Source organism: Pedobacter miscanthi (genome assembly GCF_032678605.1).
GTDB classification, from domain to species: domain Bacteria; phylum Bacteroidota; class Bacteroidia; order Sphingobacteriales; family Sphingobacteriaceae; genus Pedobacter; species Pedobacter miscanthi_A.
Genome location: NZ_JAVTSU010000040.1, coordinates 1 through 12552, shown reverse-complemented (window position 1 = coordinate 12552; position 12552 = coordinate 1). Strand labels below are relative to the sequence as shown.

Genomic DNA, 12552 nt, shown 5'->3' with positions numbered 1-12552 from the left:
AATCAGGTTACACCTGATATCAAAAAATATTCAATCACCAAATCATAAAAAGAAAATAATAAATGTCTGCCACCAAGTGCTACCCGGGCAAAACATTGTTATTTTTGTTTTATAATTATAGATTTTGATTGAACAACTTAGAAATATTGCCGTCTTTACTGCATTAAGTGATGGTTCACTGTATGAGTTTGCTAAGCATATTGAATATGTTAAACATCAAAAGGGAACTATCATTATTCGTGCTGATAAGATTGAGCCTCATTTTTATGTTCTTGAAAGAGGTATTGCCCGAGCATATAGCGATGGCGAAAATCAACAGATTACCTTTTGGTTTGGGCAAAGCGGGAATGTTCTTTTTTCTTTTAACAGTTACATTAATAACCAGCCAGGGTATGAAAATATAGAGCTTTTAGAAGATAGCATCTTAATGCGCATGAGGTTAAGCAATCTCTTTTTACTTTACGATAAACATTTAGAAATTGCAAACTGGGGCAGAAAAATAGCCGAACAAGAATTAATTGCTACCGAACGCCGACTCATTGATCGTGCTTTTAAAGGAGCTGCAGAACGTTATCAGGAGTTTGTAGCGCAATCGCCCGAGCTGATTAAACGGGTTGCTTTAAAACACATTGCTTCTTACCTTGGCGTAACCCAGGTTACACTAAGCCGGATTAGAGCCGCCTATAAATAAGCTCATTTTTTAACATTTGTAAAATGTTGTCCGGTAAATGCATCGTAATTTTGCAGAAACATATAAATTATGAACTGGATTATCTTAATTATTGCCGGACTTTTCGAAGTTGGCTTTACAACCTGCCTTAAATTATCGAATAATTTCTCGAATATAAAATGGAGTGCGGCATTTTTTGTCTGCATTGCTTTAAGTTTTCTGTTGTTAAACAAGGCTACCCAAACTTTGCCAATGGGAACTGCCTATGCCGTTTGGACAGGTATTGGAGCCGTTGGTACCGTAATTATCGGTATCGTATATTTTAACGAACCAGCCACCTTTTGGCGGATATTTTTTATTTGCACGCTTATTGGCTCTATTGCAGGGTTAAAATTTTTCGCTTCGCATTAGTGCCGCGTCCAGGTTCGGGATGCCTCAGCCTGCAGCGTAATACTTAATGTCGTTCTTAATGCAGTGAAGAATCTGTTTCATAGTAGCAGATGCTGAAATTGACTGCTTATTGTTGATCCTGTATTTTTTCGGCTCGGGATTTTTCAGTACGTTTAGAATGAATGCCCTCGCCGCCTAAACCTGATTGCAATGTAAAGCCCACAGTTGAGGAACGAAACGAGGACTTGGAATGGAAAGCAGGACTTTCCTCTGCCATGAGAACGGCCCTTTCATTTCTAAAAAATTAAACTATTTACACTATTCACCTGGTTATTAACAAATAATAAATCTCCTTAATTATGTTCCACGTGTAACCTTCTGATCGATGGTATAGTCTTACAACTAAACATGGAGCAAAAACTTACCGATTTAGCACTGATACAAAACATATTGAACGGGCAAACCGATCAGTATGGGCTGTTGGTTAAACGCCATCAGCGGTTTGTATTTACGCTGGCGCTAAGGTTTGCAAAAAACAGGGAAGATGCCGAAGAAATTGCTCAGGATTGCTTTGTAAAGGCCTATAAAGCTTTAGGTACTTTTAAACAAACAGCCAAATTTAGCACCTGGCTGTACACCATTACTTATACTACGGCGATGACGTTTTTGAGAAAAAAGCGATTAGATACCTCATCAATTCATGAGGAAGGTACCGTTTTGCAGCTTGAAAACCATACCTCAGGCTTTAATGCCAATGGTTATGATAAACAGGATAGCCATGCTTTTTTAAATATAGCCATTACGCAATTATTGCCAGATGACGCGGCCATTATTACCTTATTTTATAAAGGCGAGCAGAGTTTGGAAGAAATTGGTGAAGCTTTACACATGGAGCCCAATACCATAAAGGTAAAGTTGCACAGGGCAAGACAAAGGCTTAAAGAAAAATTACAATATTTGTTAAAAGATGAAGTAAAGGAGTTACTATGAATACAATAGAACAACAACTTTGGGATTATATAGATGGAAATTTAGAAGAATCTGCAAAAAAAACAATCGAAGAAAAAATCGAATCAGATACCGGGGTTAAATCGCTGTACGAGGACCTTTTAAAACTCAATTCTACATTTGCTGAACTTGATCTGGATGAACCCTCCATGTCTTTCACTCGGAATGTAATGGAAAGTGTGGCCCTGGTGCCCGCACCACTGGCGATGAAAACACAGGTTGATAAAAAAATTATTTATGGCATTGGCGGCTTTTTCGTAATCTCTTTACTGGCCTTGTTTGGTTATGTGCTTTACAATTCGAGCTTAAGCATGCCTAAATTCGATTTTGACGTTAATTTAAACTTTAATTTAGATCACTACATCACGCATACGGTACTGTATAGCTTTTTATTTTTCGATCTGGTAATTGGTTTAATTTTTCTTGATCAGTTTTTGAGGAAAAGGATGCATAAATAAATGCTACAAAGGGCGTACATTTAATTTATGTACGTCATTTCGACCGGAGTGGGAGAAATCTATCAGTTATATAAAAGATTTCTCCGCCATGGTTGAGATGACGATTTATCTATCCCAGTTTTTTTAAAATCTCCAATCCTTCCGTCCATTCACCAAAACCAGCATCGGCATTAATGTGTCCTGCTGCTCCAATATTGATGAATTCGCTGCCCCAATGTTTCGCAAAAAATTCAGCTCTTTCTAAAGTAACCCATTCATCGTTTGTGCTGGATACAACAATGGTTTTAAAATTGATCTGATCCAGAGGCACATGATCAAAACCGGGCGTATCAAAATTGTACTTTGGGGCTTCTATATCACTCGGTGCAACTAATAAAGCGCCCTTAATTTTCTTTTGGTAAGCTTTTGCCCAATTGGCAATGGCCGTACAGCCTAAACTATGTCCGATTAAAACCACATCATCAAGATGATCTGCAGTAAGCATTGATTCTATAGTTTCGATCCAATCCTGATTTGCCGGGGCATCCCATTCCTTTTGGTTAATGCGGATAAAGTTATCGCCAGATTTTTCGAAATGGGTTTGCCAATGGTCCGGGCCTGAATTGCCCAAACCCGGAACAATAAAATAATGCGTCATAAAAGGTATGAAAGGGGATTTACGTTGACGATAAAAAACAAAAAAGCCCCGATTGGGATCGAGGCCATTTGTAAATATGATAAATAAATTAAATTACTTTCACATTAACGGCGTTTAAGCCTTTTTTACCGTTAGCAACTTCGTACTGTACTTTGTCGTTTTCACGGATTTCGTCGATAAGACCTGTTGAATGAACAAAAATTTCGCTATCGCCATTCGCAGGTACGATAAAGCCAAAACCTTTAGTTACATTGAAGAATTTTACTGTGCCTTCTTGCATTGTATTAAATATTAAAATTAAGTACGCAAGGTAAGTTTTAATTTTTAAAATCAAAATAAAATTTTAACATTTTTTTAACGTTAAAATTTTGTAAATATCAGATTATTAAGGCTTTTTAGCCACCTTCCCAATCATGGTTAAGGTAATTTCGCTATTATGCGGAACGCCTAACGTAGTTCCGGGAGCCACATTAAAAAGGTTACGAACATAGATATCGGCAATGCCCTGGGCCACCTTTTTTTTCGCCTCCACATTTTCTGGTAACACGTTATAAATGGTTTTTACGTGTATTCCACCTTGAAAATCTACAACAGCGGCAACCTGATAAGCAAAATCTTTATAAGCCTTGTCTATCCTGATAATATATTGTGGGAACATGTAATCGTAAGCTTCGGTTCTGTTATTTGCACGGTCTACTGTACTGATTTTTTCTACCCTTGCAATTTTGCTTTTGGGTATAAACTGAACCGGATCTGTTGCCGCAAAAGCGCTATCGCTGTTCAGATTAACCTTGGCAGAACGCTTTTCGATAAAAGCAGTATCGGCTTTGGTTGGCTTTTGCAGTTCTTCGGGTTTAGCTTTTAATTTATTTTTGATGTAATCCTGTGCATAAAAGGTCATGTTTACATCCGAGCGAACGTCTGAAGCAATCACCCTTCCATCAACCTGTATCCGTTGAAAAACCAGGCTATCCTTGCTAACGTGTTTTACCTTAAAATATTCTGCTGCGAAATTATATACGTTGCCATGATCGTACTGCAGGTAAAAATTCTGCATCCTATGCTTCTGCGGGCTCCATGCCGACATGGTATCTTCTTTAACCACTTGGATTATCCAGGATGGTTTTTGCATAAAACCGTCCCGGTTAAACGAATACCCGTCTTTAAAGCGACGTTTTACTTCAACATAACGGATGCCCTTAACAGGCTCGAAAGTAAAATCCCTAAGGGTTGCGTCGCTGGTTTTGGTACCCATTTTACAGGCACTGAGCATGAGCACAAAAAAGAAAAGGTATATCGTATTTTTAATCATTTCAACAAAAATCTTTGGCTAAAATAAGTTTTTTTAAGCAGTGTTGCTTTCACAGCACTTTATCTTTTAGCCTGTTTCTTTACCAGAATAACATTGGCCACTTTTCGCTGCCCTTCATGATCCCACTTTTTATTATCAGTTGGGTAATTAATTACACCGCCATCGGGCATTCCGTTTACCCACAAAGTGGTGGAGCCTCCTCCGTCAAAATTTATAGATGAAGTACAGCCTAACCAACGCATCAGTTTGGTAAGTTCGGGCAAACTCATTCCTGCCGAATTTTCATTTCTTCCATCAACGGTTAATAAAATTACCCTACCGTTAGGTTTTATGCCCATGCAGGTGCGTGGATGGCGCAAACGGTTAAAGCCTGCCGTATCCAATACTTCGTCAACATTATTTAAAGTTAATAACGGACCGTTTAACAAAACATTTTCTTCGCTTAATTTTGTTTCCCAGTCGGTTGATCCATCCCATTTTTTAATGGAAATCTTGCCTTTATCAATTACAACTGCTGCTTCCTGGTGCCTCGCCCTGCTTCCATTCTTTTCGAAACGGCTGGTATTAATTGTTTTTCCGTTAACACGTACAAAATCGACCGATCCTCCGTTTTTTACATCAAAAAAATTGCCGTTTACCGCAGCAATGGCTGTATCTCTTAAGCCAAAACTACTAGTGGTAATTAATGCTTTTTCTTCTGCCCCAATAGCAAAAACAGCTTTACGACCTGTATTTTTTATTTCTAGAAATGAAATGTTTTCGTTTGCAGCAAAAAGATTCTGATCAAAATGATACCTGAACAAAACCACCTGTCTGGCAATTTTATTTTTTTCCCATTTGGTTTTTACAACGGTTAAAGAATCAGTGTTTTGGCTAAAAGCCGGGAAACTGCAGGTAAATAATATAAATGCAATTGATAGTTTCTTAAACATAAGCTTGTTTTGCCATAAAATTAAAAAACTGTTGTATGTTTAACTTAAAGCATCAAGAATTATACAAAGGGTTACTAAACAGGCACGTCGTTTCGAGCGAAGTGTAACGAAGCCGAGATGACGCTTCTTCTATTGAAGTTTTGCGAGGTTTGGCCACAAAAAAACGGAGCGATCAATTTAATGATCTGCTCCGTTTTTTAATGACTGAATGAAAGAGGTTATATGATTGAATGGCGAATCGCAATTCAACCATTCTCTAATTCCATCCTTCGCTCATGTTATCTATTTATTTCTTCGGATCTAAAATATCTTTAATACGGATACTTAAATCTTCATAATGTGCTTTTGTAATGGCATCACCAGCAGCAGCTCTTGCTTTAGTAGTGGTCAATAGGGTTTTTAATTCTGCCCTAACCAATGGTCTGATATCAGATAAACCAACGTTAATTGGCGTTAAACCATAGCTTGCAGCATATTCTACAGGGAAACCAACCGGAAGCTCCGATTCTTTGGTCATTAAATCCTGTAAACGGTCTACATAAGCACGTTGTAAATTACGTTTAAAAGCATCAGCTCTTCCGGCAACAAACACTGACGATCTTAAATCTGTAAATAATTCGGGCAAGGTGTAAGCTTTTGCTGCGCCATTTTTGGTTTCATTATCTAACAAACGAGCAATACGGGATGCAGATAACAGGTTACCCAAAGTATTGGTTTGAACGCTTTTTATGCGGTTTAGCAATACACCGTTATCAAATTTACTCAACTGATCGTTGCTGATTAACCAAAGTGGTGTAGTAAACAATTGTTGGTTAAAGAAAGTGATGGCTTCCTTTTGTTTTGCTTTCGGTAAGTAAGCATAAACTGGTCCGCTTTGCTCGTAAGTTTTAAAGTTTTCACTTAATCCACCAACGTTGGTGGCTACATGCCCCATGTAACGGTTAAACTGACCTACAATTTCAGTATAGATTTCTTTTAAATCGCTATAATCTTTGCCTTTTTGGTATGTCCATTTTTCCACGTTAGGCAAAATGCGTTTTAAGTTGGCAATACCATAGGTACTGGCCTTCATTGCATTATCGCCCAAATCTTCGCTCTGTAAACGGGGATCTAAAGTAGTTCCCTGACGGCCATAGAAATACAATGGATTACCGGCATTTTTTAAAGTCCATTGATCCAAAACTTCTTTTTCCTGTTCAGCAGTTTTATTTCCGGGGATCCAAGAGTATCCCCATTTTACCACCCATTTATCATATTCGCCAATTTGAGGGTGAAGTTTAGTTACACCATCGCCTGGTTGTGCGATATAGTTAAAACGGGCATAATCCATAATTGATGGTGCGGTACCATGTTTATCGGTAAATGTTTTAGATCGTAACGAATCAACAGGATAAGCATAACTCGAACCAAAGTTGTGTGGTAAACCTAAAGTATGACCAATTTCGTGCGAGGATACAAAACGGATCAATTCGCCCATTTGTGCATCAGTAAACTGTGCTTTACGTACTTCTGGATTAATGGCTGCTGTTTGCACAAAATACCAGTTGCGCAATAAATTCATTACGTTGTGGTACCAGCCAATGTGTGTTTCTAAAATCTGTCCGGTGCGAGGATCGCTGATGTGCGGACCGTAAGCGTTTGCTATATCAGATGCAAAATAACGCACTACTGAATAGCGTGAATCTTCTACACTAAACTGAGGATCTTGCTCTGCTGTTGGGGCTTCTTTACCCATAATGGCATTTTTGAAACCGGCAGCTTCGAAAGCAACCTGCCAATCGTTAATTCCCTGGATTAGAAATGGCACCCATTTCTTTGGTGTTGCCGGATCAATGTAAATTACAATCGGTTTTACCGGCTCCACCAGTTCGCCACGTTTGTACGCGTTGGTATCTTTTGGAACCAGGTTCCAGCGGTGAATGTAAGCTGTACGTTCTGCTTTTTGTGCGTTGCTTCCATAATCAATCTGCGATTGACCGAAGAAACCTACCCTGCTATCCATTATCCTGGCTTTTACCGGAATTTTTGGCAATAACAACATCGAAGTATTAAACTCGAAAGTTACAGCAGCATTGCTATTATCGGTTGGCGATTCTGCCGCACGGTATGTTTTAGCCGTTTTTACCTCAATATTAATCGGGAAAGTTTTTACGGTATCGATGTAAGAGCGTGTAGCATCGTACATCGTTACTTTATAGGCCTTACGGATCTGATCGGTAGCACCTATGGCCATGATATCGCCGTTATAAAAGTCGGTTACATCGATAACCACACCTGTAGTATCTTTATTATAAGCTTTAATATCAAAACTGGCTAAAATTTGCGCCAGGTTAGAATTTTGTACTGATTCGTACATATCACTGTTCGGATCGGCCTTGGTTGCGTAACTTGGTACACGAATGTAAACCTGTTTGCCCCTGCGCTCCCATTTCCAAACCTGCTCGTTTAATTCCTCACCACCATATTGCTGGTTACCTACTTTTACGCCTGCGGGCACTTTTGCCAAACGGGTAACCACCAGCATTTCACGGTTAATCATCGAATCTGGAATCTCAAAGTACCATTTATCATCTACTTTATGAGTTTTAAACAAACCGTTTGTAGTTCTGGCTTTTGCTGTAATAATCTCCGAAAATGGTTTAATTCCTTCTTTTTTCGGCGCAGCAGCTGCAGCAGCAGGTGTTGCGGGGGTTGCACCTTTTGTAGTTTTGGGCTTCTTTTGAGCATATACGGACCCTGATCCGGCTACACCAAGTGCTACGATACCTGCCAAAGCAAGCACCTTAAAGTTTTTCTTCATGTGTATATAAAAGTTAGTTTGCTTGATAATAAGAGGTTAAAGTTAGAGTCTTGTTACACAGCAATTGTTTTGTAACCGGAAAATTACGCTATTTAAATTCTCTTTTCTAGCCTCACTACCTTAAAAAAGGTTTCTTTGCCCCTGTAAATCTCAAAAATAACACTTCGGTCTGCTTTTGATTTAAACAAATCGGTCAGGTCGTTTAAGGTATAGTTTTCCACTCCTTTAAAATTGACACCAATAATTTCGTCGTCAGGGCAAAGGCCTGCTTTTTCGGCCGGACTGTTTTCATCAATTTCGCCGATAAGCACCCTTTTATATTCCTTCTGATCGAGATAGATAACCATTCCGACCATATCGTGCTCAAAAGGTGCTTTACTGAAACCATTTGGTTTAACGTAGATAAAACCTTCCTCGTAATTAAATTGGATATTAAATTTCCGCAGCAAATCGGCTCCTAAATTTCCATTCCGCCTGGTAAGGTCAATTTTTTCTGCAATGGTTTTAAAATCCGGAAATCCGGAAACAACATCATTAAAAACATAATTTCCTAAACTAAACTTGCCTACCCTGCCAATGTAACCTTTAATCTGCCCGCTTAGGCTCATTCCTAAATTGGCCTTGATTGTTTTTTCTGGCAGAGGAAATTCACCTCCCTGTAGCATTTCAAGCGATAAGGCATGACTCGCACCCGTGTCCATTAAAAACCGGGCGCTAACCGATTCACCATCTGGAAGTTGAACATCGGCCTTTACGTAAGGTTTCTGATTTTCGATTTCAATGGGAATCTTTTTCCCCCGGTACTTTACTTTTGCGTCGCGACCGTAAATAATCAGCCTGTTTTCACTGTACCTTAAATCAACAATAAAACTATTAAAAAAACTGTACCCTAGTAAACCATAGATCTTGATGCCCAGATGTCCCGATAAATTAAAAAGATCTTCTTTTAAAATAGCAGTAGGGATATGTTCTATACTTGTACTGCCCACTTTAACATCGAGGCTTTGAGAAACATAGGCCTCAACTGTTTCTATGCCCAGCCCTGAAACTTTAATTTTACGGAGCATGTTAAAATTTAACGAATCGATGATAGATGGATCTGTGATAATCATTGGGCCAACACCGGTATCAAGCACAAAATCAAATGGCCCTTTACCACCAACATAAACCGGGATAACAATGAGGTTTTTGATGCATTTAAAAGGAATTGATTGTTTTTGGCGGTTTCTTTTAAACAAAAAATCCTGTCCAGCGGCAGAAAACACAACACATACCAATCCCAGGCAAATGCAAAGTTTACGTAAACAGATTATTACACCGGGACTATATTTGGTTAACATTAAACTAAATTTAATAAATTAGTTGATAATTATGTCCCCTAAATTTAGAAGATGTTCCGGCTAAAAAATCAAAACCACACTTTTTTTATCCTAATGTTATCCATTTGTTTGTTAACAGCCTGTTCTGCCAACAAAATGGTTTCGAGAAAAGTGGCAAAAGAATTTAAAAATTCGCAGGTTATCAGGCAATATCAGGTTGGTTTTGCTCTTTACAACCCTACCGATAAAAAAATGGTTTTTGAGAAGGATGCCGATAAATATTTTACTCCGGCCTCCAACACTAAATTGTATACTTTTTTTGCCAGTTTGAAAATGATACCAGAACTAATGCCGGCATTAAAATACATCGAACGGAATGATTCGTTGATTTTTTGGGGAACCGGCGATCCATCGTTTTTACAATTTGCGGTGAAAGATAAATCAGCCTATAATTTCCTTCTCGCTTCCAATAAAAAACTATTTTTTGCACCAGGCCGTTATTCAGGTACTTTTTTTGGCGATGGCTGGGCCTGGGATGATTATGACTACTATTATCAACCAGAAATTACCGAAATGCCGATTATGGATAACATGGTAACTTCTACATATGCCGGTGCAAATAAAATAAACATCGAACCTAAAGTTTTTGCGCCATGCTTTAAAGTAGATTCTACTAAAAACACAGGCAATTTTCAGGTAACCCGCGATTTTTTAACCAATAGTTTTCATTACCCTGCAGTTGCCGTAAAACCAGGATATAACCAGCAAAACCCTTATAAAACAAGCGCACAGGTTACCGTTGAAGTATTATCGGATACCTTGCACAAACCTGTAGGAATTATCAATTTTAAAATTCCTGCAGACGCGAAAACGTTGCCGGGTGCTAACCGCGATTCTGTTTTAAAACACATGATGCTGCCCAGCGATAATTTTATAGCTGAACATTTACTTTTAGTATGCTCGAACCAGATTGGTGATACCCTAAGTACGGTTAAAGCCATCGCACATATTACCAAAAATTACCTTTCTTTTTTACCCGATAAGGTTAAATGGGTAGATGGTTCAGGTTTATCACGACAAAATTTATTTACGCCACGCGATAACGTGTATTTACTTGATTCTATTTATAAACTGGTGAATAACCCGGAAAAGCTTTTTAATATGTTACCGGCAGGTGGAAAAAGCGGAACCTTAAAAAGCGCTTACCCCAAAACCGACAAACCCTTTGTTTATGGTAAAACAGGCTCATTGGGAGGCGTACACAACCAAAGTGGTTATGTACTCACCAAAAAAGGAAAAACGTACATCTATTCTTTCATGAACAATAATTTTGTAAAACCTACTGCCGAGGTAAGGGCAGAAATGGTGCGGATAGTAACTTATATACATGAGAATTTCTAATGCCAGATTTTAAATCAATTGACCAACCCTTTTCGAACAAAATAAACATTGATGGTACCTCCTATCTATATTTTGGCGGAACGGCTTATTTAGGCATTCCACAAGATCAGGATTTCATTGATTTGTATATTGAAGGAATCAAAAAATTTGGTTTAAATAACGGCACAAGCCGCACCAACAATATCCAACAGGGTATTTATAATGAAGCCGAAAAAGTAGCTGCTAAAAGATATGGCACAGAAGCGGCCCTGATTACCTCGAGTGGGTATTTAGCGGCACAGCTAACGGTTAAAGCACTATCTGCATTAGGCGAGGTAATTTATGGCCCAGCAGCCCACCCTGCACTTTCGCTGGCAGAACATCAACCCAAAAATTTAATGTTATTAAGAGATTGGGTAGCGGAAACGATCGAAAGGATAAATTCTTCTGAAGAAAAAACCTGGGTTTTGGTCAGCAATTCGATGAATAATCTCGTCCCTGAAATTTATGATTTCGACTTTGCAAAAGAACTCAGTAAAGATAAAAATATAATCCTTGTTGTTGACGATTCGCATGGAATCGGTGTAAATAATAATGGAATAGGCGCAATTGTAAACCTTCCGAAGCAAGAAAACATCGAAAATGTAGTAGTTGCCTCCATGGCAAAAGCATTAGGTGTAGATGCCGGGCTGGTTTTGGCCTCAGATAAAATGATCGATAAACTTAAAAAAACCAATACGTTTATCGGCGCTTCTCCACCCAGTGCAGCAGGGCTGTATGCATTTATCCATGCAGGGCAAATATATAGTAAGGCCCTAAATAAGCTGAAAAATAACATGGCCATGTTTGAAGAAGCATTAAATCTTACCTGGAAGTTCACATGGGATTTCCCTGTGTATCTGTTGGGCGATGTAAATTTCTCCCAACGCCTTTTGCAACAGCAGATCCTGATTTCGTCTTTCCCTTATCCAAATCCTACCGACAAAACTTTAAACCGTATCGTGCTTTCCGCATGGCATGAAAAAGAGGATATTGAAAAGCTAATTGCCGCCATATTTTTTTAAGCTTTTCTTATCCAATTAATTTTTGAATATTTATGACATGAAAAAACTGTTCGTACTCCTGTCGTTAACGCTTCTATTTGCTAATATCATTTCTGCACAAACCACTACCGTTTGGATTGTTAGACATGCTGAAAAAGATAGATCGAACCCACAGGATACCAATCCTAATTTATCCGACGAAGGGAAAATACGCACAGAAGATTTAGCAAAGTATTTAAAAAAGGTAAAATTTGATGCTGCATTTACCACACCAACGAAAAGAACCCATCAAACGCTGGATTCACTGGTGATCCCAAAGGTGATCGATTATAAAGATATTAAATCACTGGTGGATAGCATCAAAACAAATTATGTTGGTAAAACCGTTATTGTAGCAGGCCATTCCAATACCGTACTCGAAATTATTGAAGCGCTGGGCGGGAAAAGACCAAAAGATGAATTAACGGACGATGATTATGATTACATTTTTGAGTTATCAGTAAAAGAAGATAAAGCAAAGGTAAAAATGGATCAATATGGCAGGCCGCATCATTTGTAGGAATATAGTTCTCCTAGTGTGATGTCAGGTGTTACCACCTGACA

The 12552-nt window shown here is 38.6% G+C and carries 13 protein-coding genes; 7 read left to right on the top strand and 6 right to left on the bottom strand.

The annotated features are described in order from the left end of the window. Positions 1 to 124 precede the first annotated feature (124 nt). The 4 genes from R2R28_RS28635 (at position 125) to R2R28_RS28620 (ending at position 2526) form a co-directional block, all read left to right on the top strand. A complete protein-coding gene (locus R2R28_RS28635; protein ID WP_316829085.1) occupies positions 125 to 691 on the top strand; it encodes a Crp/Fnr family transcriptional regulator in 567 nt (188 codons plus the stop codon). Positions 692 to 760: 69 nt separating this feature from the next. Continuing rightward, on the top strand, positions 761 to 1081 hold the full coding sequence (locus R2R28_RS28630; RefSeq protein ID WP_025141751.1) for a DMT family transporter: 321 nt from the start codon (positions 761 to 763) through the stop codon (positions 1079 to 1081). A 387-nt stretch (positions 1082 to 1468) separates the two neighbouring features. After that, positions 1469 to 2050, top strand: coding sequence for a sigma-70 family RNA polymerase sigma factor (locus tag R2R28_RS28625; protein WP_316829084.1), 582 nt, complete (start codon positions 1469 to 1471; stop codon positions 2048 to 2050). Continuing rightward, on the top strand, positions 2047 to 2526 hold the full coding sequence (locus R2R28_RS28620) for a hypothetical protein (RefSeq protein WP_316829083.1): 480 nt from the start codon (positions 2047 to 2049) through the stop codon (positions 2524 to 2526). The genes R2R28_RS28625 and R2R28_RS28620 overlap by 4 nt, the downstream gene beginning before the upstream one ends. A 109-nt stretch (positions 2527 to 2635) precedes the next feature. On the opposite strand, the gene R2R28_RS28615 is transcribed toward R2R28_RS28620, so the two are convergent. From R2R28_RS28615 to R2R28_RS28590, 6 genes are all read right to left on the bottom strand, one after another. Continuing rightward, positions 2636 to 3163: an RBBP9/YdeN family alpha/beta hydrolase gene (locus R2R28_RS28615; protein WP_316829082.1), complete on the bottom strand. Its 528-nt coding sequence runs from the start codon at positions 3161 to 3163 to the stop codon at positions 2636 to 2638. An 88-nt stretch (positions 3164 to 3251) separates the two neighbouring features. Continuing rightward, entirely contained in the window at positions 3252 to 3443 is a 192-nt protein-coding gene (locus R2R28_RS28610; RefSeq protein WP_025141747.1) for a cold-shock protein, read from the bottom strand. Positions 3444 to 3548: 105 nt separating this feature from the next. After that, complete coding sequence (locus R2R28_RS28605) at positions 3549 to 4475, bottom strand: hypothetical protein (protein WP_316829081.1); 927 nt, start codon at positions 4473 to 4475, stop codon at positions 3549 to 3551. Between the two features lie 59 nt (positions 4476 to 4534). Then, a complete protein-coding gene (locus tag R2R28_RS28600; protein WP_316829080.1) occupies positions 4535 to 5407 on the bottom strand; it encodes a phosphodiester glycosidase family protein in 873 nt (290 codons plus the stop codon). Positions 5408 to 5693: 286 nt separating this feature from the next. Beyond that, positions 5694 to 8207 (bottom strand): zinc-dependent metalloprotease, encoded by a 2514-nt coding sequence (locus tag R2R28_RS28595; RefSeq protein ID WP_316829079.1) that lies wholly within the window; start codon positions 8205 to 8207, stop codon positions 5694 to 5696. 92 nt (positions 8208 to 8299) lie between these two features. Then, positions 8300 to 9547, bottom strand: coding sequence for an aspartyl protease family protein (locus tag R2R28_RS28590; protein ID WP_316829078.1), 1248 nt, complete (start codon positions 9545 to 9547; stop codon positions 8300 to 8302). Positions 9548 to 9640: 93 nt separating this feature from the next. On the opposite strand from R2R28_RS28590, the gene R2R28_RS28585 reads away from it, so the two are divergent. Genes R2R28_RS28585 through R2R28_RS28575 form a run of 3 tightly spaced genes read left to right on the top strand, consistent with a single transcriptional unit; the run spans position 9641 to position 12508 of the window. Next, a complete protein-coding gene (locus R2R28_RS28585; RefSeq protein WP_316829077.1) occupies positions 9641 to 10927 on the top strand; it encodes a D-alanyl-D-alanine carboxypeptidase in 1287 nt (428 codons plus the stop codon). Next, positions 10927 to 11970, top strand: coding sequence for an aminotransferase class I/II-fold pyridoxal phosphate-dependent enzyme (locus R2R28_RS28580; protein WP_316829076.1), 1044 nt, complete (start codon positions 10927 to 10929; stop codon positions 11968 to 11970). Before R2R28_RS28585 ends, R2R28_RS28580 begins: the two co-directional genes overlap by 1 nt. Positions 11971 to 12007: 37 nt before the next feature. Next, positions 12008 to 12508 carry a phosphoglycerate mutase family protein gene (locus R2R28_RS28575; RefSeq protein WP_316829075.1) on the top strand — a complete coding sequence of 167 codons (501 nt, stop codon included), beginning with the start codon at positions 12008 to 12010 and terminating at the stop codon, positions 12506 to 12508. Positions 12509 to 12552: the final 44 nt, after the last annotated feature.